Genomic DNA, 24107 nt, shown 5'->3' with positions numbered 1-24107 from the left:
CTCCATCCCCTTCCACTGAAACACTCGTTTCAGTGGAACGATAGACCACGTGTCCACCCCAGCCTCCGCACCCAGCCACCCCGCGCCGCGCCGCCCGTCGGTGCGCCGCGAGGACCTGCTCGCCGCGACCGTCCGGTACGTCGCCGAGCACAACGTGTCCGACCTCTCGCTGCGCCCGCTCGCGGCCGGGATCGGCACCAGCCCGCGCGTGCTGCTCTACCTCTTCGGTTCGAAGGAGGAACTGGTGCGGGCGGTGCTGGCGGTCGGCCGGGCCGAGCAACTGGCGCTGCTGGAACGCTCGGAGGAGGAGGGCGGCAGCGCCCGGGAGACCCTCGAACGGCTCTGGGCCTGGCTGGCGGACCCCGGACGCCGGGGCGCGCTGCGGCTGTTCTTCGAGGGGTACGTCCGGGCCTTCGGGCAGGTCGAACCCTGGCGGGACTTCGGCACCGCCTCGCTGGCGGAATGGCTCCCCCCGCTGGCCCGGGTGCTCGACGGCACCCGGGCCAACCCCACCGTGGTGCTCGCCGTGCTGCGCGGGCTGCTGCTGGACCTGCTGGCCGGTGGGGGCGAGTCCGACGCGGCACGGGTGCAGGCCGCCTGGCGGGACTTCCTGGACGCGACCCTCGACTGAGGCCGCAGCCGGGGTGCTCAAACCATCCGGGCCGTGGTGGGGGCGTCCGCCCCCTGGCGGCGGGCGTCGCGCCGGGCCAGGCCCGGGGTCGGGCCGGTGCCCAGGACCCGGCCGGCGCCGAGGGCCAGCCAGCTGCCGGGCGGGGTGCCCTCGGGTGCGGGCGCGGCCAGCGCGGCCGCGAGTTCGGTGCCGGACGGCGCCGGTGTCGGGCCGGGCCGCCCCTCGCGCCAGCGGGCGGTGGTGCGCTCACCGCCCGAACGCCGCCGCCAGTACAGGTGCTGGGCGACGATCAGCGGCCCGAGCGCGGTCAGCAGCGGGAAGCCGCCGGACAGCGCGCCGAGGGCGAAGCAGGCACTGACGGCGCTGGTCACCAGGACGCCCGTGAGCGCGGCGGACCAGGCCGCCGCCCGGCCGTAGGCCTTCGCCGCGACCAGCGGGAACAGGACCAGCAGCAGCAGGTCACCGAGGCCGAGGCCGACCGGCCGGTCCCCGCCGGTGAGGGCCAGCATCGGCGCGAACGGCCGGTCCTGGACCTGTGTGAAGAAGCGGGCCGTGGTGTCGGTGAGCGTGGTGGCGGCCAGGTCGTACGCGGTGAGTACGGCGGCCAGCGCGGCCGTGTGCCCGGCCCGCAGGCCGCTCTGCGTCCACAGGTTGGCGACCCCGACCACCGCGACGGCGATCAGCAGGCCGCTGCCCGCCCGGGCCGCGTCCGGGTGGCCGGTGAGGGCGGCCAGCGCGGTGGCGGCGGTGCCGGCCAGGGCGGCGGCCCAGGACCACGGCGCGGCCCGCAGCCCGGCGGTGGTGAGCAGCGGGGCGAGGGTGAACTGCACGGCCAGGCACAGGACCAGGCCGAACACGGCGGAGACGGCCGCCCCGGGCAGCGCGGTGTACAGCAGCGGCGCGAGGACCACGCCGGTGCACAGCACGGCGACGTCGCCCCCGGTGTACACCCCGACCGGCGGCCGGGGCATCCGGACCCGGGCCAGGTAGCGGGCCGCGACGGCGATCTCGACGGCGACGGCGGCGCTCAGCGCGGTGAGCGCGAGGGGGCTGACGCTCATCCAACGCCTCCTGGGGTCGGTGGCGCCGGGGCAATGGCGCCCGGTGCCTCGAAGCTGTGCTCGCGCAGGTCGGCGCGGACGGGCGCGGTCGGCGGCATGGTGGCCCGGTCCTCGTGCAGCACGACGGCGGACAGCCGCAGGCCGGCCGCCGCCGCCCGCTCCTCCAGCCGCCCGAGCAGGGCGGTCGCGGGCAGCCGGGGGACCAGCAGGTGCAGCCGGGCCGGGCCGGTCGGCCCCGCGGGCCCCTCGGTGAGCGCGTACCGGGCGGGCAGCGGGACTTCGGGCTCGGCCTCCACCAGGTCGAGCACCTCGCGGGTGGTGACGGCGGTGCTCAGCGGGCCGGACCAGCGGCCGAGGATCCCGGAGGTGGCCGGCAGGTGGGCGAGTTCGCAGTCCGGCGGCCCGTCCGGGAGGCGGACCAGGTCCCCGGTGGCGTACCGCAGCAGCAGGGTGCACTCGCGGTAGGGCACGTACGGGGTGTGCACCACGGTGCCGATCCCGCCCGGGGCGGTCGGTTCCCCGCTGACCGGGTCCAGCACCTCCAGGTGCCCGAACTCGGTGGTGTGGTGCAGATGCCCCTCGGTGCAGGGGCTCGCGCCCGAGGGCAGGATCTCGGTCATCAGGTACGCCGAGGCCACGGCCGCGCCGAACACCGCCTCGGCCCGGCGGCGCAGCGGTGCGGACAGCACCTCGCCGCCGACGCTGATCGACTCCAGCCCGAAGTCGCCGTGCTGCCAATTCTGTTGCTCGGCCTCCTGGACGAGTGCGGCCAGGTAGGAGGCGGAGGTGGTCAGATGGGTGATCTGCGGCGCCCGGCCGGGCAGGCCGAGCGGGGCGGCCAGGCGGTCCAGCGCCAACGCCGGGTCGACGGTGCCGAACTGGACGAAGCCGGCGCCGGCCCGGGTGGTCGACTCCTCGGCGTAGACCAGCGGCAGGGTGGCGCGCGAGCAGCCCGCGTAGGCGACGGTGTGGCGCGGCCGCAGGCCGAGGCCGAGCACGGCGGAGATGGTGCTGAACGCGATGGCGGTCTCGATCTCGGCCCGGGAGAACCACACCGCGGTGGGGGTGCCGCTGGTGCCGGTGGTGAGCGCCATCAGGGCGGGCGAGGCGGCGGCGGAGACGAAGGCGGCGGGCAGCGCTTTCAGCGCCTGCTTGGGGGTGACCGGCACGCGCGACCAGTCCTCGGGCTCCAAGGTCGCCGGATCGAGGTCGAGTTCGGCGAACCGCCGGCGGTAGTAGGCGGTGTGCCGGACGGCGGCGCGGGCGGTGGCGCGCAGGCTGCGCCGGGCCACCTCGCGGCGCAGCTGGGGGTCGACGTGCCCGGCCCGGCCGGGCAGCAGTGCCGAGTCCTCGCCGGGCTCACCGAACTCGGCGATGGTGTCGACCAGGTCGCGGGCGAGGCGTTCCAGGTCGCCGGGACGGATCCGGCGGTTCGTCAGGATCGCTGCACCGTAGCGCAGTTGACTGATGGCGGTCGCGAACAAGCGGGCTCCCCGGGCCAGGGTCGGACGGTACGCCACCCGGCCCTGGCCGGGGTCGGCCGGATCAGGCCATGTGCAGGAACATCGCGGCGGTGAGGGTGCTGTAGGCGTACTTGAGGTAGTGCTTGACCATGGTCGGTTCCTCCTCCGTGCGGGCGCGCGGCCGTACGGGTCGCGCGCTGCGGTGTCGCCCGCGGCCGAGAAGTGGTCGCCGGGCAGCGGCAGTGTAGGCACGGAGCGGGGTCCCGGAACAGCCCATGTGCATGGGTAATTCCTCGACGATTCACCTCAGTTGTCGGCGGGCGCCGGTGGAGCGGCGCCCGCCGATGATCGACTTCCTGCTGTCACGGCAGAGTCGGTGAGGTCAGAAGTCCAGGTCGGGGAAGTCGTAGCCGTCCCACAGCGCGCGCTCGTCGTCGTGGGGCGCGTACCGGACGCTCGGTTCGAGGTCCCAGATCCGGGTGGCGCGGGAGTCGGGGGTGTAGCACGGCCAGCCCGGCCCGTCGCCGTGGGCGAAGTCCGTCCAGGCCGTCATCATCCGGTCGGACAGCCGGGTGAGCGCGGGCCGCTGCTCGGCCACGGTCTGCGCGCCGCGCGGGAACCGGTCGAGCTGCAGACCGCCGAAGACGAAGGGCAGTTCCAGGGTGTGCGCGGCCCCCAGGTTCTGGGCGGCCGGCAGCCCGGGGACGTACGGCACGTGCCAGTCGAACTGGTAGACGTAGGTGGGCCGCCAGCGGGACTGCGCCTCGGCGAGGCGCAGGGTGGGGATCCGCTCCGTCTGGTCGGTGAGCATCGCGTTGACCACCCGGCCCTCGGGCAGCCCCGGGCGGTTCGCCGCGTACCGGTCGTACATCCGCTGCTTGCGGTCGGCGAGCACGGCGGGGAAGGTCCGGTAGCCGCTCAGCGGCAGGTCCAGCACGGACGGGTTGAACAGCGCCCAGAAGTCGGTCTCGTTCTCGGTGGTGCCGGCCATCACCTCGACGTGGCGGGCACTGCCGGCGGCGACCCGCTCGACCACCGGGCCGGGGATCAGCGAGCCGTCGATCCAGGGGCCGAAGAAGACGGCCGCGGACGGCCCGGACAGGCCGCCCTGGGCGCGTTGCTGGAGCTCCAGGACCTCGCGGGTGGTCAGCCGGTCGAGGTCCGCCACCGCGTGGATGCCGCCGGTCGTGAACACGTGCTCGGCGGCGCGCCGCGCGGAGCCGGCGGTGTGCACCAGGTAGCCCGGGCCGCTCTGCACGACGGCCCGCCGGAACAGCCGCTCCGGGTGGTCGCCCGCCAGCATCGCGCTGATCGAGACGGCGCCCGCGGACTGCCCGAACACGGTGACGTCCGCGGGGTTCCCGCCGAAGGCCGCGACGTGCCGGTGCACCCACTCCAGGGCGGCCAGTTCGTCCCGCAGGCCGTTGTTGCCCGAGCCCGCGTAGGCCGGGTCGAGGCCGCCGAGTTCCGTCCAGCCCAGGATGCCGAGCCGGTAGTCCAGGTTCACCACCACCGCGTCGCCGCGCACCGCCATCCGGCCGCCGTCGAACACCGGCTCCTCGGCGGAGTCCAGTTGGAACGCGCCGCCGTGCAGGAACACCATGACGGGCTTGTGCCCGCCCCCGGTGCGCGGTGCCCACACGTTCAGGTGCAGGCAGTCCTCGACGCCCTCCCCGCCCGCGCCCAGGTCCTCCGGGCAGCCCGGCCTCTCCTCCACCGCCCGCAGCGTGCCGCCCCACGGCTCCTGCGGCCGCGGCGGCCGGAACCGGTTCGCCCCGGTCGGCGCCGCCGCGTACGGAACCCCGAGGAAGGCGCAGCGGCCCTCCTGCGCCACCCCCTCCACCCGGCCCAGCGAGGTCACGGCGCGACACCCGTGCCCCTGCCGGCCGTCGGCCGCCAGGGCCTCCCGGGCCCCGCCGATCCGGCCGGCGCCAACGCCAGCAGCGTGGCCGCGGCCGTCGCCGCCCACCTCTTCACCCTGTGCACGCGCACCTCCGACTCCGCACCCGCGACCCCCGGCCGGGGCCGCGACGTGACACGGCCCCAGCCTGGCGGGCGGCCTGACGCCGTGTCATAGGCGCGCGGGTGGAGCTGCCCGCTCCACCCCCGGGTGGAGCGGGTGGAGGCCGACCCGGGCATGTCCTCCGGACCCGAAGGGGTGAACGGCGCTAACGTTCCGTCCGATTCCGATCACGTGCAGCGAACGAAAAGCGAACGAAAGGGGCCACCGTGTCCGACACCGCGAAGCGCCGCATCTTCTCCATGCTCGACACCGACGGCGACGGCGTCATCTCCCACTCCGAGTACCTGGCCCGGGTCGAGCGGGCCGCCGCGGCCGCCGGTCGCGACCGCCACGACCCGCTGGTCCTCGTCGCGCGGGACACCCACGAGGAGGTCTTCCGGCAGCTGTCCGCCGGCCGGGACCAGGGGGTCACCTTCGAGGCGTACAGCTCCTGGGCCGGCCACGACGCCTTCGAGGAGACCTGCCGGCCCGCGCTCGGCTCCCTGTTCGACCTCGCCGACGCGGACGGCGACGGCCGCCTGGACCGCAAGGAGTTCATCCGGCTGCGCACCGCCTCGGGCAATGCGGAGCAGGACGTCGACGCGGCCTTCGACGTCCTCGACGCGGACCGGGACGGCTTCGTCGACCGCGAGGCCTACCTGCTGGGCATCCGGGACTTCCTCACCACCGGCGCCTCCGCGCTGGCCGGCGCCTACGGCTCCGACTGATCGCCGGCGCCGACGCCGGGGAACGCCGAGCGGCTCCTCCCCAGGGCGGGGAGGAGCCGTGGCACGGGCAACGGCAGCGGGGCGGCTACTCGTGCCGCAGGGCGCCGGGGCCCATCAGGCGCAGCAGCTGCGGCAGCCCCAGGACGGTGGTGAGCAGCACCGCGGCGGCCGCGATCGCGGACATGGTCAGCATCGCGCCCCAGTCCACGGCCGCCGAGACGCCGGCCGAGTACTGCAGCAGCGCCCCCATCAGCAGACCCGCGACGGCCGCCAGCGCCAGGCCCAGGGCCATCGGGATCAGCGTCTGCCACAGCACCGACAGCCCCAGGACGCGCCGGCGGGTGCCGACCGCGTTCAGCACGCCGAGGACGCGGCGCTGCTCCCGGAAGCGTTCCAGCTGGCCGACCAGCAGGCTGAGGGAGACCAGCTGCAGGGTGATCGCCGAACCGGCCGTCAGCAGCCGCTTGACCGCCAGGTAGGTGGGGTCGAGCGTCCGGTCGAGCGGGAATTCGGCGCGGGCCTGCGGGTCGATCGCCATCACGGCGGTGGTCAGCTGCTCCTCGGCGTCCGGCAGCCCGTCGGCGAGCGACACCAGGACGGTCGCGGGCTGCCCGCGCAGGGCGTCGGCGGGGACGGCGGCCGGGGTGAGGAGCAGCAGGCCGGCGCCGATCCGCCCGTTGGGGTCCGCGCCCTCGACGGCCGGGACGGTGGCGGTCGCGGCGGGCAGCGGGAAGGCGGCCGGTTCGCCCGAGCCGCGGAAGTAGGCGGCGTGGACGAGGGTGCCGGGCCGGACCGGTTCGCCGCCCGGCCGCTCCGGGCCCTGGACGGCGAAGGAGTCCCCGTCCCGGCAGTCCGGCAGGGTGGCGAGTTCGCGCAGCACCGCGCAGGGCGCGATCCGGACCTCGGGCAGCTCCCAGGACTTGGCGGTCGCGCTCTCCAGGGAGAACTCGGTGTACGCCGCGGCGGCCTTCACCCCGGGGCTGCGGGTCAGGCGCTCGGCGAGCTGCTGCGCCCGGGGCGCACCGCCGGGGAAGGCCACCGACTGCTGGTACGCCCCGGCGGTGACCTGCGGCCGCGACCAGGACTCGTAGCGTGCGCCGATGCCGAGGAAGAGGGTCTGCAGGGCGATCGCCCCGGCGACGGCCACCACGATGCCGCTGACCGCCGCGGCGGCCGGTCCGGAGCCCAACTGGAGACGGCGGACGGCGAGTTGCCAGGACGGCGGGCCGCCGCCGGCCCGCCGGGTGACGGCCTCCACCAGCCAGGGCAGCAGGGTGCAGACACCGACCAGCATCAGCAGCACGCCGAAGGCCACGAGGATCGAGCCCCGGGTGTCGCCCACCGGGTCGAGGACGGCGGTGCGCGGGAGGGCGCCCGGCCTGCTCCCCGCGGGCAGGACCAGGGCGAACACCGTCACGGCCAGCCCGGCGAGCGGCAGCATCAGCCGCCAGCCGATCCGGCGCCGGGCGGGGCCGGAGCGGCGGACCACGCCGAGCGGGTCGACGGTGGCCCGGCGCATGGCCAGCAGGGTGACGCCGATGCCCAGCAGCGGCACGACCACGGCGATCGCGGCGGCGATCGCGGGCTGGGGCGCGACGTCCTCGGGGTAGAAGCTGAACCCGGCCAAGCGGATCCGGCCGATCAGCTGACGGGCGAGCAGGAACAGCGCCACGCCCGCGACGAGGCCGAGCAGCGCGCCCACCAGAGACTCCCCGGCGGCGAGCCGCGCGGTCATCCGGCGGTCCGCTCCGCCGAGCCGCAGGGCGGCGAGCCGGCGGTCGCGCCGTTCGCCGCCGAAGCGCGCGGCGGCGGCGAGGAAGACGCCGACCGGGGCCAGCATCACCGTGAGACCGACGGCGTTGAGCAGGATCAGCTTGGGATCCATGGGCTTGGGCGGCGAGAAGTGGCCGAACTCGGTGATCCGCAGGGCGCCGGTGTCGACCGAGAGGTGGTCGCCGCCGAGCACGTACGCGGCCTGGCCGGGCCCGAGCAGTCCGGCCGCTCCGATGCTGCCGACCACCGGGTGGGGGAGGCGCTCGCGCAGCAGCCGGTTGGCGGGGTCCGCGAGCAGCTCGGCCAGCGCGGGGGAGACGACCATCTCGCCGGGCCGGGGGTAGCCGGCCACGCCCGGCGGGAGCGCCGCGTGCGGCCCCTCGGGCTGGACGATCCGGCCGCGTACGGGCGTGCCGTGGAAGGTGGTGTCGGCGACCGCGATCAGGACCGTCCGGTCCCCGGGGGCCGGCAGCGCCTCGTCGTCGAAGGTGTCGTTCTGGGTGTACAGCCGCTGGTCGCGGTGGTGCACGATGCCGGGGAAGGAGGCGGTGAACAGCAGCATGGCCACGCCCAGCCCGACTCCCAGGGCGGTCAGCAGCAGCCGGCCCCAGCCGTCCCGCCCGCTGGTGACGGCCAGTCGGACGCCCAGGCCCAGCTGGTCCAGGAACGGCGAGCGGACCTTCGGCCCGTCGGCGGCGCTCACCGGGCGGGGGTCAGGTCGAGGGTGCGGCCGTCCCGGACGACGATCTCCCGGTCGGCGTAGGCGGCGACCCGCACGTCGTGGGTGACCAGCACGACGGCCGCGGCGGTCTCCCGGGCGGCGCGGGTCAGCAGCTTCATGACGCGTTCGCCGTTGAGGGAGTCGAGGGCGCCGGTCGGCTCGTCGGCGAACACCGCCTTGGGGCCGGTGATCAGCGCGCGGGCGGCGCCCACCCGCTGGCCCTGGCCGCCGGAGACCTCGCCGGGGCGCTTGGCGGCGAGGTCCGCGACCTCCAGCCGCTCCAGCCATTCGGCGGCCCGGGCCTCGGCGGCCCTGCGGCGCAGGCCGTTGAGGCGCAGTGGCAGCGCGACGTTCTCCAGGCAGGTGAGTTCCGGGACGAGTTGGCCGAACTGGAACAGGAAGCCGAACTCGGTGCGCCGCAGCGCGCTCAGCCGGGCGTCGGAGTGGGCGGTGAGGTCCTGCCCCTGGTAGCTGATGGTGCCTCGGTCGGGGCGGGTGATGCCGGCCAGGCAGTGCAGCAGGGTGGACTTCCCCGAGCCGGAGGGGCCCATCACGGCGACGAGTTCGCCGGCGGCGACGGTGAGGGAGGCGCCGTCGAGGGCCGGGGTGAGGCCGAAGGACTTGTGCAGGTCCCGGGCCTGGAGCAGGGGTTGGTCGGTGGTCAACGCGGCTTCTCCGTCAGGCGGGTGGTGAGGTCGTCGAGCCGGGCGGCGGTCAGCTCCAGCCAGCGCAGGTCGGCCTCCAGGTGGAACAGGGCGTGGTCGCAGATCAGTTCGTCGGTGAGGTCGCCGTCGAGCTTGCGGCGGGTCAGTTCGCGCATCGTCCGCAGGTGTTCGGCCCGCTGGACGTCCAGCACGTCGGTCGCCGAGCGGCCGGTCAGGATGGCGAGTACGACCTTCTGGTACAGCGTGCTCTGCAGGTACGGCTGGGGGTCCTCCGGTTGGGCGAGCCAGCCGGCGAGGTCGGTGACGCCCGCGTCGGTGATCGCGTACCGCTTGCGGTCCGGGCCGCCGCCGGCCTCGACGCCCTCCACGACGACCAGGCCGTTCTTCAACAGCCGGGAGAGGGTGGCGTAGACCTGCCCGTAGTGCAGGGCGCGGTCGCGCCCGAAGTGGTCGTCGTAGAGCCGTTTGATGTCGTATCCGTGGCGGGGCTGGTCTTCCAGCAGTCCGAGGAGCATCTGTCCGAGTGCCATGATCATCGACTATACACACCAGCTATACATGGTGTGTATAGCGAGGCGTACGACCCCGCACGCGTGCACGCCCCGCCCGGGCGGGGCATGCACGCCGGGGGCGTCAGGCGCGGTCGAGCGCCTCGCCGATCCGGGCGGCCATGGCGGTCATGGCCGGGCTCGCGGGGGTGCGGATCCGCAGCGCGGCCTCCACCGCGACCCGGATGACGGAGCGGAAGTTCTCGGCCTCGCCCGGGTCGGCGTCCCCGAGCAGCGCGGCCGAGGCGGCGAGGGCGGGGAAGACCTGGTCGGCGATGTCGGCGGTCGACTTCCCGCCGAGCTTCAGGCCCTTGGGCTTCTCGGCCAGGACGCGTCCGGTCAGACCGGTGGCGGAGCTGAGGGCCTTCCCGGCGGCCATCCCGGCCCGGGCGGAGGAGAACGCCCCGGGGTCGGCGGCGGCCATCAGGGCGACGACGCCGTGGGCGGCGGTCTGGACGGTCAGCTTCTGGCTCTGGGTGAGGGCGGGCTCGCCGCCGCCCGGCCGGGTGCCCGGCAGCTCGGCGGTCAGCTGTGCGGTCGCCTCGCGCTGGACGGCGGCGCCGGCGGTGAGGAAGCCCGCGATGGTGGCGAGTTCGGTGTCGCTGTAGCGCGCGTACAGCTCCTCCAGGCCGCTCATGAAGTGCTCGAAGTGCGGTGCGAGGGCCTCGGCGGGGGCCTCCGGGGCCTCGATGAGCACGCTGCGCTTGTCGGCGGGGTTGGGGATCCGCCGGGCGAAGCCCTTGCGCTGGAGCCGGTCGACCAGCCCGGTGACCGAGGCCGGGGCGAGCCCGGAGTGCTCGCCCAGTTCGCGCGCGGTGAGCGGGCCGAACCGTTGGAGCAGGTCGATGGCCGTCTCCTCGGTGCTGCTCAGTCCGTGCAGCTGCGCGAGCGCGCTGTGGAACATGACCGCGGCGGTGCTCAGCTCCCGCCCGGCCGTGTTGAGCCGGGCGATGAGCTCGCCGCGCGAGGGCTGGTCGGTGGTCGTCATGCGCTCAGATTAGCAAGCTGCTTCGCTTCGCCGAACTACTTGTTTCGCTGAACCGAACTACTTGCTATGCTTCTTTCGTCCGAACGAAACATCTTGGGCGGTGCGGCCACGGCCGGGGCCCGCCCCCACCCCTCCGAAACGGAACGAAGAAGGCCATGTCCAAGCAGCGCACCCCCATGCCCGGAGGAGCCCAGGCACCCGCCGCCTCCCCGGAGACCCCGCCCGTCCACCGCCGCCGCGGCCTCGCGATGCTCGTCCTGATCGTCGCGTCCTTCATGGACCTGCTCGACACCACCATCGTCAACGTCGGCCTGCCCGCCATCCAGAAGGACGTCCACGCCACCCCCGGCCACCTGGAATGGGTCGTCGGCGGCTACACCCTGGCGTTCGCGATCGTCCTGATCACCGGCGGACGGCTCGGCGACATCATCGGCCGCCGGACGGTGTTCCTCGCCGGGGTCGCCGGCTTCACCGCCGCCTCGCTCGCCGCCGCACTCGCGCAGAGCGGCGACGCGCTGGTGGCGGCCCGGGTCGTCCAGGGCGCCTTCGCCGCCCTCATGGTCCCCCAGGTCCTCGCCTCCGTGCAGGCCCTCTACCGGCCCAGGGAACGCGCCGCGATCCTCGGCATCATCGGCGCCGTCTCCGGGATGGCCGCCGTCGCCGGCCCCCTGCTCGGCGGCTGGCTCGTCTCCGCCGACGCCTTCGGCATCGGCTGGCGCAGCATCTTCGTCATCAATGTCCCCGTCGGCGTCGCCCTGCTCGTCGCCGCCCGGCTCCTGGTGCCCGACACCCGCTCGGCCCACCCGCTGCGCCTGGACGTCCCCGGCCTGCTGCTCGCCTCCACCGGCCTGTTCCTGCTGGTCTTCCCGCTGGTCGAGGGCCGGGAGTCGGGCTGGCCCGGCTGGATCCTGGCCATGCTGGCCGCCGCCCCGGTCGTGCTGGGCGGGTTCGTGGTGAACCAGCGGCGCCGGATGTGCCGGGACGGCTCGCCGCTGGCGCCGATGCACCTGTTCGGCCGGCGGGGCTTCGCCGCCGGCAGCCTCGTCCAGCTGTGCTTCTCCGGCGCCATGGCCGGGTTCTTCCTGATCCTCGCCCTCTACCTCCAGCTCGGCCTGCACTTCTCCGCCATGGCCTCCGGGCTGACGCTGCTGCCGTTCACCGCGGGCGCCTTCCTCGGCTCGGGCGTCTCGGTGCCGCTCGCCCGGAAGGCCGGCAAGCCGCTCGTCGTCCTGGGCGCCCTGATGCAGGCCGGCGGCGCCGCCTGGGTGCGCCAGGTCGTCGACTCCCACGGCGCGGGCCTGTCCGGCTGGGACCTGCTGTGGCCGCTCGCCCTGGCGGGCCTGGGCCTCGGCCTCCTCGTCGTGCCGCTGGTCGACCTCGCCCTGGCGACCGTCGACGTCCGCGAGGCCGGGGCCGCCTCCGGCGTCTACAGCACCTTCCAGCAGTTCGGCGCGGCCCTCGGCGTCGCCGTCACCGGCGTGGTCTTCTTCGGCCGCACCCACGACGGCTACGACCCCACCGTCCTGCGCACCGCCCTGCTGGCCGGCGCCCTGGTCTGCGTCGCCGGCTACCTCCTCGCCGCCCTCGCGGGCCTGTTCCTGCCCGCCAGCCGGCTGGCCCGCCACGAGCCCGCCGACGAGGAGGAGGCCGGCGACCTCCTGCCCGCCGCCCACTGACCGCTCGACCGCTCACAGCCCCTGCTCCACACCGAACCCGGAGAGAAGGAAACCCACCATGTCCGACACCACCGCCGTCCTGACCGCCGACGACCGGCTCACCCTCCAGACCGCCGCCCACGGCGTCGTCGTGCTGATGGCCGCCTCCGACCCGGGCGCGATCTCCTCCGCCAAGGCCGGCATGGCCGCCGGCAAGGCCCTCAGCTCCGCCACCGGCCTCACCGGGCGCGTCCTCGCCGAGAAGCCCAAGGGCCTCAAGCTCGACGGCAGTTCCACCGCCGACATCGCCGACCGGGTCTTCGACGCCATCCGCCGCTCCCTGGCGCTGCTGGACGCCAAGGCCCCCGAGGAGACCGGCAACTTCCGCGCCACCCTGACCGTCGCGATGCGGGCCGCCCAGCACGCCCGCCCCGGCGCCAACCCGGCCCAGGCCGCGATGGCCGACAAGATCGCCAGCATCCTCGACGGCGCCTGACCGCGCGTCGGCCGGGGCGGCTCCGCCCGACCCGGCCGACCCGCCGGACGGCCGCCGCGGTCACCCTTCGCCCCCGCCGTTCACCCCCAGGGGTGAATTCGGGGGCCGTTCGGGGGCCCGGACCAAGCCAGGTGGGCGAGCGTGCCGAACGTCAGGGCAGAGCGGTCCGGCATCCGGCCGACCGCCGGGCCGAGACGGGACATGATGGCCAGCGAGCACATCGACACCCGGCTGCTGGAAGAACTCACCGAGCAGTCACAGGACTTGAACAGCGACGCGTTGCGGATCACCCGCGGAGCGCTGACCGATCTCGCGGAGGGCACCGAGCCCCCGCGCCGGTGGTGGCAGCGCGGGGCGACCCTCGGCGCCCTGGCCGGCGGGGTCGGACTGCTGAGCACCGTGCGCGCCGCGGCGGCCTCGCCGTCGCCGTCGGCCTCCGCGTCCGCCTCCGTCTCCGCCGACGACATCAGGGCGCTGCAGACCGCCGCGTCCCTGGAGAACCTGGCGGTCAGCGTCTACCAGACCGCCGCCGGGCTTCCGTTCATCAAGGACGGCAACAAGACGGTCGCCGCGTTCATCGCCAAGACCACCGAGCAGCACCAGGCCCACGCCAAGGCCTTCAACGCCGCCGCGACCACCGCCGGCGGGCAGGCACAGGACGGCCCGGACCCGAAGTACAAGGCCGTCGTCGACCAGACGCTGCCCACCATCAAGACCCCGGCCGACGTGGTGAAGCTCGCCATCACGCTGGAGGACGTCGCCGCCCAGACGTACACCAAGAACGTCGGCCAGGTGAGCAACGCCGACCTGCGCAAGCTGTTCGCCTCCGTCGCCCCGGTCGAGGCCCAGCACCGTGCTGTCCTGCTGGCCGTGCAGGCGCTGCTCGCGGGCAATGCCGCCGATCTGATCACCATCCCGGTCGACCCGGCGAAGCTGCCCGCGGCCGCGGGCAGCGTGGGCTTCCCCGACGCCTTCTACAAGACCGACAACGCCTCCCCGATCACCGAAGGGGCCGTGAAGTGAGCACCGACCGCACCTGGGAGCCCGCCATCGGCGAGGCCGAACTCGCCCGCCTGACCCGGGACATGGACGAGGCCCACCGCGCCACCCTCCCGGTCATGCGGGAGAGCGCACGAGAGCTGGCCGAGCAGATCCGCGTCACCGGCCAGGCCGAGCTGGCCCGGCGCCGCTTCCTGCTCGGCGCGGGCGGGGTGGCCGCGGCCCTGACGCTGGCCGCCTGCTCCAGCAGCAAGGACGTCAAGGACCCGGCGCCGTCCAGCCCGGCCGGCACGATGCCCGGCTCGGCGTCGGCGTCGGCGTCCGGGAGGTACACCGGGGACCTCCAGGTCGTCGCGCTGGCCACCGCCCTGGAGAACCAGGCCGTCGGCGCCTACCAGGCCACCCTGGACGCCGCCAAGGCCGGCAAGCTCGGCACCGTCCCCCCGGCGGTGGCGACCTTCGTCACCACCGCTATGGCCCAGCACGCCGACCACGCCAAGGCCTGGAACGCCGTCCTCACCGGCGCCGGCCTGCCCGCGATCACCGACGTGCCGCTGTCCAACCAGCCGGAGACCCTGGCCGCGCTCGGCAAGGCCGCCTCCGTCGGCGACGTCGCCAAGCTCGCCCTCGACCTGGAGGACCAGGCCGCCCAGACCTACCTCTTCGCGACCTACAACGTCACCAGCCCCGCCGGTATCGCCACCGCGGCCAGCATCGCGCCGGTCGAGGCCATGCACGCGGCCGTCCTGAACTACGTGCTCGGCCAGTACCCCGTCCCGGACGACTTCCTGCCCACCGACAAGGCCGCCAGCCCCACCCTGCTCACCGTCTGACCCGACGACCCCCGGGTCCGATGTCCCCCGGACCCGACGTTCCCGGATCCGACGACCCCAGACCGGGCGCGCGCCCGGCCCACCGGCACCCGACACCCCGCCGGCCGGGCCGGCGCGCGCCCTCCCTCCGGCCACCCGTCGCAGGGAGCGGCCTCCTTCGCCCGGACGGCGCACCCCGGAGTGCCGGTCACCGGGCCCTACGGGCCAATGGTGGTCAGCGGCGCCACCGCCGCACGGAGCGCTGGGAGCCCCCCGATGAACGAGCCGCCGGAGCCCCCGGCCGGGCCGGGGCGCGCCTCCCGGGCGGGGCGGCCGGTCCGGAGCACGGTGTCGGCGGTCCTGATCGCGCTGACCTGCGTGCTGGTGCCGGTGTCGCTGCTCACCGTCTGGGTGCACGACATCGCCCTGGACACCGGCCGGTACGTGGCGACGGTCGCCCCGCTCGCCACCGATCCGGCGATCCAGGACGCGGCGGTCGCCCGGATCACCCAGGCCGTGGACGTACGGGTGGACGGTCCGGCGGTCACCTCCGACCTGGCCGCCTGGCTGCAGGCCCACGGGCTGCCGCCCCGGGTCGCCTCGGCGGTCAAGGCGCTCGGCCCGAAACTCGACGACGCGGTGAACCAGGTGGTCACCGAGGCCGCCACGCGGGTCGTGCACAGCGACACCTTCGTCACGGTGTGGACCCAGGCCAACCGGGTCGCCCACACCGCCGTGGTCCAGGCCCTCACCGGTCACGGGCGGGGCGCGGTCGAGGTCACCGACGGCACGGTCACCCTCGATCTCGGCTCGGTCGTCGACCGGCTGAAGGACACGCTGGTCGCCGAGGGGCTGAGCCCGGCCGAGCGGATCCCGGACGTGGACAAGCGCATGGTGCTGTTCCAGTCCGACCGGCTGGCCCGGATCCGCGGCGCCGCACACGCCCTCGACGTGGTCGGCAACTGGCTGCCCGTGCTCACCGTGTCGCTCGGCGCCGTCGGCGTCCTGCTGGCCCGCCGCCGACGCCGGGCCCTGGTGTCCGCCGCCCTCGGAGCGGCCGGGGCCAGCCTGCTGGTGGCCCTCGCCCTGGTGGCCGCCCGCCACTACTACCTCGACCACCTGCCGCCCGCCGTACAGTCCCCGGCCGCCGCCGCGGCCGTCTTCGACACCCTGCTGCACTTCCTGCGGATCAGCCTGCGCACCGCGACCGTGCTGGGTGTGGCGGTGGCGCTCGGCGCCTACCTGGGCGGCGCGGGACGGCTGCCGCGTGCCGCCCGCGGCCGGGCCGACCGCGCCGCGGACTCCGTCGCCCACTGGGGCGACGCCCACGGCGTGCGCGCGGGCCGGGCCGGCACCTGGACCGCCGCCCACCGCCGGTGGCTCGCCGGCACCGCCGTCCTGGTGCTGGCCCTGGTGTTCGCCCTGTGGGACGACCCGACCGCGCTGACCGTACTGCTGCTGGTCGCGATCCTGCTCGCGGTGCTCGCCGTCCTGGCCCTGCTCGCCGCGTTCGGCCGGGCCGCCACCGGCGGGCCGAACGGTTCGGTCCTACGGTGAGAGAAGGGCCGCTGCCCGGCCCCTCCGTTCCTTCCCTTCCTCCCGTTCCTTCCTGCCCTCCCTTCCGTCCCGTCTCCCGTCCCCGTCCGCGTACCGGTACGAGGCGGCCGTCGTCGAAGGAGTCCATGCCATGACCAGGCCTGTCACCGAACCGGGCCGTACCGGCCGGCCCGCCGAGCACCGCCCCTTCGCGGCCGGGTGGACCGTCTTCGCCGCGGTCATGCTCATCGCCGCCGGCACGATGGCGGTCTTCCAGGGGATCGCCGCCATCACCAAGGACAGCCTGATCATCGTCACCCGTCACTACGTGTACTCGATGAACACCGAGGGCTGGGGCTGGATCCACGTCATCCTCGGACTCGTCGTCGCCGCCGCGGGCGTGGCCCTCTTCAGCGGCGCCCCCTGGGCCCGTGGCGTCGGCATCGTCGTCGCGGTCCTGGGGATGGTCGCCAACTTCCTGTGGCTGCCCTACTACCCGTTCTGGGCGCTCGTCCTGATCGCGATCGACGCCTTCGTCATCTGGGCGCTGTGCGTCGGACCGGCCGGCCGGAGCGCCGACGACGCCTGAGCCCGGCGCGGACGCTCACTCTTCGTCCTCCTCCGCCGCCGTCGCGACCGGGGTCGCGCCCGGAGTCCCCAGCAGCCGGGCCAGCCGGCCCTGGCCGGCCAGCACGTAGCCGATGCCGATGCCGAGCGTGACGGCGGTGAACACCACGATCAGCCAGCTCAGCAGGGTGAAGACCAGACCGAGCGGGCCGAACTGCGCCACACTGCGGTTCAGCGAGCGGGGGATGTACAGTCGCGACCCCCAGGCGAGCGCCGTCAGCGCCGCGCTGGTCAGCACGGCCCCCGGCAGCAGCGGCAGCCAGGGCACCCGGCCGCCGAGCAGCAGGTGCTGGGTCCACCACCAGAGCAGGACGGCGCTGACCAGGTAGAGGAACACCCCGAGGCCGTCGCCCAGCCCGAACCCGGTCCGCACCTGGCCCTGGACGATCAGGACGGCGAGCCACACCAGGAGCCAGGCGAGCCACCGCCAGGCCGCCAGGCGTCCGGCCAGGTGGGGGAGGTGCCAGCTCCGTTCGCACAGCCGTTGCAGCACCCGGCTGCAACTGGTGGCCGCGAGCAGGGTCACCACGATGCCGAGGCCGCCGTAGGTCTCGGTGGTGGCGCTCCCGCTGTCGGTCCGGAGCACCTGGGTGACCTCGTCGTAGGCGGCGCCCCGCAGCCCCAGGACGGTGCGCAGGGAGTCGGACACGCTGCTGCGCACCTCGTCGGGCATGAAGGCGGCCAGCACGAAGACCACCGGGATGGCCGTGAGGAACGCCTGGGCCGCGAGACGGGTGGCGGTGTCCAGCACGTGGATGTGGAGCAGCTGCGCCGCGAGTCGGCTGGGGAACGGGGCGTCGCGCAGCGTGGCCGTCCGCCCCCGCAACCAGGCGGAACCGGTGCGGAACCAGCGATCGCGGCCCGGCCGACCGCGCCGTTCCGCCACCTCGCCCTCCCGTCCCGCTGCCAGCGTCTCGGATTCCGTCCAAGACTGGGCGACGGGTCGCTCACCGGCATCCCGGGCACGCCGCCGTTCGGCGCAACGGCCGGGGGAGGGCGACCGCGCGGGTGCTCAGCCGCCCTCGCGCTTGATCCACTCGCCGCCGCCCAACGGGTAGTCGTAGCCCGGGCGGTTGACGTCGGCGCTGGTGCGGAAGGGCGTGCCGCCGTTGTCGATGCGGACGGTGCCGTGGCGGTCGCCGCTGGACCAGTCCAGCGTGAGGTCCCAGCGGACGTCGTGCGCCTTGGTGTGGGCGGTGACGTAGAAGACCTCGGGGTCGGACTTGCTGACCTTGTACGGGAAGTCGCGCTGCCCGCCCTTGACGGTGATCACGGGACTGCCCCGGTCGAGGTCGATGTCGAAGGACTTGGCGTCGACGCCGCCGCCGCAGCCGACGCCCATCGAGTAGTCGTTCCAGGCCAGCGGCGCGCCCTTGGCGGTGACCCGCACGTGCAGCCCGAGCAGGACGACCGTGTCCGTGCCGGTGCCCTGGACGGTGAGGGCGACCTCCTGCTCGCCGGAGGACACCGCGCCGTAGGCGGCGGCCCAGCGCGGGGCGTCGCGCTCCGGGGCGGGCGGGCCGACCTGGGCGGGCCCGCTGTTCACCAGGAAGTGCTGGCTGCACGGGTCGGCGTAGACGTACGGGCGGGTGCCGACGGTGAGCGGCGCGGGGCCGCTGTCGGTCGAGGTCGGGGTCGGGGTCGGGGTCGGGGCCGCGGTCGGGGTCGGGGGCGTGGCTGAGCTCGGGGCCGGGGTCGTTTCGGCGGCGGCCGTGGGGGTGGTGGGCAGCGGTTCCGGGGCGACGGGTGTGGTGACGCTGTCCGTCGTCGTCGTCGCCGTCGTCGCCGTCGCAGCGGCGGCCTGCTGGTCGCCCTTCGCCTGGCCACCGCCGCCGCCCCAGCCCGTGGGTCGCGCGACCACCAGGACGGCCGCCACCAGGGCGACGGCCGTGGCGGACACGATCAGCGCCGTGCGGCGCCGACGCGGTGGCGCGGGCTCCGCGGACACCACCTCGACCACCGGCTCCACCTCCGCCGCGGGCAGGTCCGCCGTGCGGGTCTCCGGCGCCCGCTGCTCGGCCCGGCGCCCCCGGGCCGCGTCGGCCAGGATCCAACTCCGGTGCAGCTCCACGAGTTCCTCGGGAGTCGCCCGGCACAACCGTCCGAAGCGCTCCGCGGACGCGAACTCGTGCGGCAGCGCCGTCCCGTTGCAGTAGCGGTGCAGCGTGGAGGTGCTGGTGTGCAGCCGCTTGGCCAGCGTCCCGTAGCTCAGCCCCGAGCGCGTCTTGAGCTCGCTCAGCAGCCGCGCGAACTCCTCCGTCCCCGCAGCCCCAGTCCCGTCCGGCACCCGACGTCTCCCGTTCCCCGCGTCCCGCCCCCGCCGGCCCGGTGCCCTCGCGCGTCACCGCTGTTCAGGGCCCGTTCCGGCGTCCCACCTTACCCATCCCGCTGAGGGACGCGGCCGCCGGCACGGACGGTTGCGCCGGTGCCGGTCGCTCGCGCCCGGTCCGGTCACGGGGGCTCAGTTGCCGTCGGGCCGACGGCTGGTGGACCGCTCCAGGTACCGGGCCGTGATCAGGTGGGAGAAGCCCATGATGGTCTCCTGCGGGCTGACACCGGTGGCGCCCGGCAGGACGCTCGCGTCGCACAGCCGCAGGTTGGTGAAGCCGTGCGGGCGTCCCTGGGCGTCGCACACGCCGCCCGGGGCGGGTGGGCCCATCGGGCAGGACGCCATGGCGTGGACGGAGATCAGGTCCCAGGTCTCGGGCCGGGCGTGCAACGCGAAGTCGGCCACCTGCGCGGCGGTGGTCAGGCCGGCGGTGGTCGGGCGGGTGGTGGTCGGGCCGGCGGGTGCGGGCGGCAGCAGTTCGACCGCGCCGGCCTCCAGCAGGAGCTCGGCGGTGCGCCGGAAGGCGGAGCGGAGGAGGTCCCGGTCGCTCGCGGTCAGGCGGTGCCGCAGGAGCGCGCCGAGGCCGGGGACCGCCAGCAGCCGTGCGGTGCCCCGGACGCTCACCTGGGTGGTGTAGACGGCGACCCGGTCCAGCTGGGCCAGCATCCGGTCGACGGTCCCGGCGGGATGGGCGGCCAGCGCAGCGGCGAGCGACCCCGGGGTGAGGTTCGCGGGCATCACCCGCACACCCCGGTCGGCGAACTCCTGCAGCTGCGCGGTGAAGATGGTGCCCTCGGTGGCGCGGACGGATTCGCCGAACCGCGCCACGGTACGGAAGTTGACGTGGAACGCGATCGCCCGGCCCGGGCCGCGCCCGCCGATGGCGCTGCGCCGCAGCAGCAGCGCGCTGCCGATCGGGCCGGCGGCCAGGAACACCGTCTGCGGGAGGTAGCGCAGTCGCCGGCCGTCGCGCAGGGCGTGCACGGCTGTGACCCGGGTGCCGTCGTGTTCGAGCCGGACGACCCGGGTGTCCGGTTCGATGACCGCCGCGAGCCGTTCGGCGGCGGGCAGGTAGCTCACCAGCATGCTCTGCTTGGCGCCGGTGGGGCAGCCGGTGACGCACCGGTTGGCGTGCCGGCAGCCGCGCACCGCCCGGCGGGCCGGTGCCCAGCGCCAGCCGAGTCGGTCGGCCGCCTGGCCGAGCAGCACCGAGTCGCGGTTCCCCGGCCCGGGCTGCTGGTCGACGACACCGAGGCGCCGTTCCACCTCGGCCAGGTGGGGGGCGAGGTGGTGGGCCCGGAAGCCGTCGACGCCGGCGGACGCCCAGCACTCCAGCAGGTGTTCGGGAGGTCGCCAGAGCAGCCCGCCGTTGACCACGGTGGTTCCTCCGACGCAACGCCCCTCCCCGAAGGGGATGGTGGGCGCGCCGTGGATGGGCACCAGACCGCCCTGGCGGTAGAGCAGGCGCAGGTTCTCCGCCGGGGACGCCCGGGTGATCCGCGTCTGCGGGACGAGCGGGCCCTCCTCCAGGACGTGGACCTCCCGGCCCGCGCCGGCGAGTTCCAGGGCCGCGGTGCTGCCGCCGGCTCCCGAGCCGATCACCAGGGCGTCGCAGCGGACGGTGCGGACGGTCCCGGTCATCGGAGCTCCTGCGGCGGAGCGGCGGAGAGTCCGTCCGTCGGCCCGTCCAGAGCGCCGTGCAGGGCCAACGCCAGGCTCACCCTGAGCAGTTCGGCGCAACCGGGCACCGTGGACAGTCGGTCGGCGACCCGTTGCGGACGGGCCCGGTCCGCGGTGCCCCGGAGCGGGCCCCGCGGGTCCGCGAGGACGACGGCGACCGGGAACACCCGCATCAGCAGGGCGAACACCAGGCGGTACGGCGTCGGGAGGGCGGCCAGGGTGGCGGCCGTGTGCCGGACCGCGGCGGCCTGGCGGGACGGTTCGGACAGGGCCGTGCAGCGGCCCGCCCAGAGCGGCGGGAGCCCGGCGGAGCGTACGCGCCGTTCCCAGACCCGCAGGCGACGGTGCTCCCGCGCGGTACCGGGCCCTGCGGCGGGCGGTACGGGACGCGTCGACGGGGAGCTCATGCGGTGACCTTCTCCCTGGCCAGACCTGCCAGGAGGCGGGGCATTCCCTTGGCCAGCACCGCGTCCAGGGCCGCCAGGAAGAGGTCGACGTCGGAGTCCTCGGCCACCAGGGGAGGCGCGGCGATCAGCGGGAGGTCGTGGTTGGAGCCGTAGTAGGTGAGCACACCGTGGTCGCGGTAGAGGGCGGCGACCACGGCGGCGGTCGCCAGCTTGGCCCCGGCCTGCGGGTCGCGCGCGAAGGAGGACGGCAGCAGGCGCAGCGCGTGGTCGAGGGCGGCCGGACCGTGGCGCAGGACGACGCCCTGGAGGGCCCCGGTGCCGCGCACCTCCGCGATCAGGTGCGGGTGCCCGGCGGCGAGGGCGGTGAGGCCGCGGCGCAGCCGCTCGCCGAGGCGGCGGGCCCTGGCGGGGTAGTCGTCGTCGACCGCGATCGCCACGGCCTCCAGCGCGGTGACCGTCTCCTCGCCGAAGCCGTAGTAGGTGGTGCTGTGCAGGGTGGCGTCGGGGAGCGAGTCGTAGGCCCTGCGGAAGACGGGCTCCCTGGCCACGTAGCCGGAGATGGACGCCTTGCCGCCGCCGAAGGACTTGGAAGTGGTCACCACGTCCGGGACCAGGCCGGGGTGGCGCATGAAGTGGAAGAGCGAACCGGTCCTGCCCCAGGCGGTGTAGACCTCGTCGAAGACCAGGACGATGTCGTGCTCGGTGCACAGTCGGCGCGCCTCGCGCAGGAACTCCTCCGAGCACTCGCGGAGACTGGAGGCGCTGAACGGTTCCAGGACCAGCGCGTAGACGTCGCTCCCGCCCTCGGGCGTGGTGTGCCGGTCCAGGGCCAGTTCGAGGGAGCGGAGGTCGTCGAAGGCGAAGCCGTCCGTGCCGGGGATCCGCGGGAAGGTGAAGTGCACCTCCGGCGAGGCGGTCAGGCTTCCGGCGCCGAGCAGCTTGCCGTGGAAGGCGATGTCGCTGTGCAGGACGGTGCCGCGATGGCCGCGGTGGTACTTGTACGCCATCTTGAGGGCGCCCTCGACGGCCTCCGCGCCCGAGTTGGGGAAGTAGCTGACGTCGAGGTCCGCGGGCAGCAGCTGGGCCAGGTTGTGCCCGAGCGCGGCGACGTACGGGGAGAAGTAGTTCTTGTGCACCTCCATCCGCCGCCGTTCCTGGAAGCGCCGGCGGGCGGCCAGGATGCGGGGGTGGTTGTGGCCGTGGTTCAGGACGCCGATCCCGCCGGTGAAGTCCAGGACCCGCCGCCCGTCGCGCAGGGTGATCCAGCAGCCGGAGGCGCTGTCCACGACGTCGCGGCCGAAGCCGAAGGCGGAGAGCAGCGTCACCTGGCCCCGGCTGACATGGCGCCGGTAGAGCTCGTGCACCCGGGCGATGGGCATCCGCTCGCAATCCTCGGTGCTGATCAGGGAGTTCATGGCGTCCCCTCCTCGGGGCCGGACCGCGGACCGGCGCCGTGCCCGGCGACGGGAGGTCGTGGGTCGGGGGCGGTGCGGCGGGCGGTGCGCACCCGGTCGGCGATCAGGCGCCCGGCGTGCCTTCCCTGCCGTAGGGCGTAGTTGGTGCCCCGGTCCTGGGGGTAGACCTGGGCCATGCTGGCCAGGTAGAGCCCCGGCACGTCCGTCTCCATCGCCGGGATGCGGTCGGAGTAGTGCGGGGTGATGACCGGCTGGGCGTGGTCGGCCCGCCAGACGTGGTGGCGCCGGACCCAGTCGCGGTGGAACCGCGGGAACATCCGGCGCAGGTGCGGGAGGCTGGCGTGGAACACCGCTTCGTCGTCCATCCGGTACAGCGCGGCGCTGGTCGGGAGGTAGGCGGACAGGTAGACCAGGTGGCTCCCGGCGTAGGCGTCGGAGGCCTCCAGGTTGGTGTGCTCGATGACGCCGACGTAGGGGAACGAGGGGTCGGTGACGTTGAGCCAGTAGGTGTCCGACAGGGACCGGTCGGTCTGCAGCACCAGGCACAGATTGGCGAGGTAGGGGATGTCGGACAGTCGCCGGCGCACGGCGGGCACGTCCGGGTGGGGCGGTGGTCCGGCGGCGGCGGGGGCGAGGAAGCCGGCGAGCAGGTCCGGTGCCGTGGTGGCCAGGACCCGCCGTGCGGGCAGCACGCCGCTCCCGGTGCGGACCCCGCACACCCCGCGGGCGTCGGTCAGCACCTGCCGCACCGGGGTGCTCGTGCAGATCCGGACCCCCAGTTCGGACAGGCGCGCGACCCACGCGTCCAGCAGGGCGGCGCAGCCACCCCGCAGGTAGTAGAGGACCTCGCGGCCGCTGTGCGACCGGCTGCCACCGCGCAGGTGGAGCTTGGTCCACATCCAGGTGGCGCCGACCTCGGTCGCGTACTCGCCGAACTTGCCCTCCAGCAGCGGGCGCCAGACCGTCTCGTAGACCTGCGGCCCGCTCAGCTCCACCAGCCACTCGCGGGCCGTGAGGTCCTCCAACTCCCGCCAGTGCTTCACCCGGTGGGCCCGCACCGCGGACCGGCCCAGCCGGACCCGGTCGGCCAGCGGGAGGGGGGCGAAGCGCAGCACGTCCCACGGGCTCGACAGGCGGTACACCGAGTTCGCGTAGTAGACGCCGGTCCGGGTCCGGTGCGGCTGGAGCAGGTCGGAGCAGCCGAGTTCCGCGCACAGCCCCTGGACCTCCAGGTCGGAGGAGAACCAGTGGTGGTAGAAGCGTTCGAGCCGGGCTCCCCCGACCTCGAACGAGCCCGCCAGGCCGCCGACGTACGGCTCACGCTCCAGCACCCGGCAGGGCACCCCGGCCAGGGCGAGCTCGTGGGCGGCGGCCAGGCCGGTGAACCCGCCGCCGATCACCAGGACCTCGTCGCCGGGCCCCGGGGTCGCGCTGTTCTCGGGCATCGCTGCTCCCTTCGAATCCTCCGGGGCCGTTCCGTCCGAAGGCGATGGGTGTGGGAGGTGCGGGAGGGGTGGAAGGTCGGGCGGCGCGGGCCGGGCCTCGTCGGCATCGGAGGCGTCCGCCGGCCC

At 74.9% G+C, this 24107-nt stretch carries 22 protein-coding genes; 8 read left to right on the top strand and 14 right to left on the bottom strand.

The features are described from left to right. Positions 1-49 precede the first annotated feature (49 nt). A complete protein-coding gene (locus ACFXPX_RS15575; protein WP_380641582.1) occupies positions 50-631 on the top strand; it encodes a TetR/AcrR family transcriptional regulator in 582 nt (193 codons plus the stop codon). 17 nt (positions 632-648) lie between these two features. On the opposite strand, the gene ACFXPX_RS15570 is transcribed toward ACFXPX_RS15575, so the two are convergent. The 4 genes from ACFXPX_RS15570 to ACFXPX_RS15555 form a co-directional block, all read right to left on the bottom strand. After that, positions 649-1692, bottom strand: a complete 1044-nt coding sequence (locus tag ACFXPX_RS15570) for a hypothetical protein (protein ID WP_380641580.1) — start codon at positions 1690-1692, stop codon at positions 649-651. Beyond that, positions 1689-3176 carry a phenylacetate--CoA ligase family protein gene (locus ACFXPX_RS15565; protein ID WP_380522999.1) on the bottom strand — a complete coding sequence of 496 codons (1488 nt, stop codon included), beginning with the start codon at positions 3174-3176 and terminating at the stop codon, positions 1689-1691. The genes ACFXPX_RS15570 and ACFXPX_RS15565 overlap by 4 nt, the downstream gene beginning before the upstream one ends. Positions 3177-3237: 61 nt before the next feature. Continuing rightward, on the bottom strand, positions 3238-3438 hold the full coding sequence (locus tag ACFXPX_RS15560; RefSeq protein WP_380523000.1) for a hypothetical protein: 201 nt from the start codon (positions 3436-3438) through the stop codon (positions 3238-3240). Positions 3439-3537: 99 nt separating this feature from the next. Then, complete coding sequence (locus tag ACFXPX_RS15555; protein WP_380641578.1) at positions 3538-5016, bottom strand: carboxylesterase/lipase family protein; 1479 nt, start codon at positions 5014-5016, stop codon at positions 3538-3540. A gap of 368 nt (positions 5017-5384) precedes the next feature. On the opposite strand from ACFXPX_RS15555, the gene ACFXPX_RS15550 reads away from it, so the two are divergent. Next, complete coding sequence (locus tag ACFXPX_RS15550; protein ID WP_380523003.1) at positions 5385-5885, top strand: EF-hand domain-containing protein; 501 nt, start codon at positions 5385-5387, stop codon at positions 5883-5885. Between the two features lie 85 nt (positions 5886-5970). Here the strand turns inward: ACFXPX_RS15550 and ACFXPX_RS15545 are convergent, their stop codons facing one another. From ACFXPX_RS15545 to ACFXPX_RS15530, 4 genes are all read right to left on the bottom strand, one after another. Continuing rightward, positions 5971-8361 carry an FtsX-like permease family protein gene (locus ACFXPX_RS15545; RefSeq protein ID WP_380641576.1) on the bottom strand — a complete coding sequence of 797 codons (2391 nt, stop codon included), beginning with the start codon at positions 8359-8361 and terminating at the stop codon, positions 5971-5973. Further along, positions 8358-9044 carry an ABC transporter ATP-binding protein gene (locus ACFXPX_RS15540; protein WP_380523005.1) on the bottom strand — a complete coding sequence of 229 codons (687 nt, stop codon included), beginning with the start codon at positions 9042-9044 and terminating at the stop codon, positions 8358-8360. Before ACFXPX_RS15540 ends, ACFXPX_RS15545 begins: the two co-directional genes overlap by 4 nt. Beyond that, positions 9041-9574: a PadR family transcriptional regulator gene (locus ACFXPX_RS15535; protein ID WP_380400278.1), complete on the bottom strand. Its 534-nt coding sequence runs from the start codon at positions 9572-9574 to the stop codon at positions 9041-9043. The genes ACFXPX_RS15540 and ACFXPX_RS15535 overlap by 4 nt, the downstream gene beginning before the upstream one ends. 103 nt (positions 9575-9677) lie before the next feature. Continuing rightward, on the bottom strand, positions 9678-10580 hold the full coding sequence (locus ACFXPX_RS15530; RefSeq protein WP_380641574.1) for a MarR family winged helix-turn-helix transcriptional regulator: 903 nt from the start codon (positions 10578-10580) through the stop codon (positions 9678-9680). 155 nt (positions 10581-10735) lie between these two features. On the opposite strand from ACFXPX_RS15530, the gene ACFXPX_RS15525 reads away from it, so the two are divergent. The 6 genes from ACFXPX_RS15525 to ACFXPX_RS15500 all read left to right on the top strand — a co-directional run bounded on the left by ACFXPX_RS15525 (position 10736) and on the right by ACFXPX_RS15500 (position 16667). After that, on the top strand, positions 10736-12256 hold the full coding sequence (locus tag ACFXPX_RS15525) for an MFS transporter (protein ID WP_380641572.1): 1521 nt from the start codon (positions 10736-10738) through the stop codon (positions 12254-12256). A 58-nt stretch (positions 12257-12314) separates the two neighbouring features. Beyond that, positions 12315-12731 carry a hypothetical protein gene (locus ACFXPX_RS15520; protein ID WP_380641570.1) on the top strand — a complete coding sequence of 139 codons (417 nt, stop codon included), beginning with the start codon at positions 12315-12317 and terminating at the stop codon, positions 12729-12731. A 141-nt stretch (positions 12732-12872) separates the two neighbouring features. After that, on the top strand, positions 12873-13754 hold the full coding sequence (locus tag ACFXPX_RS15515) for a ferritin-like domain-containing protein (RefSeq protein ID WP_380641568.1): 882 nt from the start codon (positions 12873-12875) through the stop codon (positions 13752-13754). Continuing rightward, positions 13751-14563 carry a ferritin-like domain-containing protein gene (locus ACFXPX_RS15510; protein ID WP_380641567.1) on the top strand — a complete coding sequence of 271 codons (813 nt, stop codon included), beginning with the start codon at positions 13751-13753 and terminating at the stop codon, positions 14561-14563. The genes ACFXPX_RS15515 and ACFXPX_RS15510 overlap by 4 nt, the downstream gene beginning before the upstream one ends. A gap of 255 nt (positions 14564-14818) precedes the next feature. Further along, the gene (locus tag ACFXPX_RS15505; protein ID WP_380641565.1) at positions 14819-16099 is read left to right on the top strand and encodes a hypothetical protein; all 1281 of its coding nucleotides are present in this window, start codon (positions 14819-14821) and stop codon (positions 16097-16099) included. Positions 16100-16229: 130 nt separating this feature from the next. Next, positions 16230-16667 (top strand): hypothetical protein, encoded by a 438-nt coding sequence (locus tag ACFXPX_RS15500; protein ID WP_380641563.1) that lies wholly within the window; start codon positions 16230-16232, stop codon positions 16665-16667. Between the two features lie 15 nt (positions 16668-16682). Here the strand turns inward: ACFXPX_RS15500 and ACFXPX_RS15495 are convergent, their stop codons facing one another. The 6 genes from ACFXPX_RS15495 to ACFXPX_RS15470 form a co-directional block, all read right to left on the bottom strand. Further along, positions 16683-17591, bottom strand: coding sequence for a YhjD/YihY/BrkB family envelope integrity protein (locus ACFXPX_RS15495; RefSeq protein ID WP_380641561.1), 909 nt, complete (start codon positions 17589-17591; stop codon positions 16683-16685). 126 nt (positions 17592-17717) lie between these two features. Further along, positions 17718-18992 carry a helix-turn-helix domain-containing protein gene (locus ACFXPX_RS15490; RefSeq protein WP_380641559.1) on the bottom strand — a complete coding sequence of 425 codons (1275 nt, stop codon included), beginning with the start codon at positions 18990-18992 and terminating at the stop codon, positions 17718-17720. Between the two features lie 174 nt (positions 18993-19166). Further along, a complete protein-coding gene (locus tag ACFXPX_RS15485; RefSeq protein WP_380641557.1) occupies positions 19167-20675 on the bottom strand; it encodes a GMC family oxidoreductase N-terminal domain-containing protein in 1509 nt (502 codons plus the stop codon). Then, positions 20672-21121 (bottom strand): hypothetical protein, encoded by a 450-nt coding sequence (locus tag ACFXPX_RS15480; protein ID WP_380591524.1) that lies wholly within the window; start codon positions 21119-21121, stop codon positions 20672-20674. Before ACFXPX_RS15480 ends, ACFXPX_RS15485 begins: the two co-directional genes overlap by 4 nt. Then, a complete protein-coding gene (locus ACFXPX_RS15475) occupies positions 21118-22536 on the bottom strand; it encodes an aspartate aminotransferase family protein (RefSeq protein WP_380525675.1) in 1419 nt (472 codons plus the stop codon). Before ACFXPX_RS15475 ends, ACFXPX_RS15480 begins: the two co-directional genes overlap by 4 nt. After that, on the bottom strand, positions 22533-23981 hold the full coding sequence (locus ACFXPX_RS15470; protein WP_380641555.1) for an NAD(P)/FAD-dependent oxidoreductase: 1449 nt from the start codon (positions 23979-23981) through the stop codon (positions 22533-22535). Before ACFXPX_RS15470 ends, ACFXPX_RS15475 begins: the two co-directional genes overlap by 4 nt. Positions 23982-24107 lie beyond the last annotated feature (126 nt).

It is taken from the genome of Kitasatospora sp. NPDC059146 (assembly GCF_042786665.1).
In the GTDB taxonomy this organism is placed as follows: domain Bacteria; phylum Actinomycetota; class Actinomycetes; order Streptomycetales; family Streptomycetaceae; genus Kitasatospora.
The sequence above is the reverse complement of the archived record's forward strand: the minus strand, read 5'-3'. Positions and strand labels throughout refer to the sequence as shown.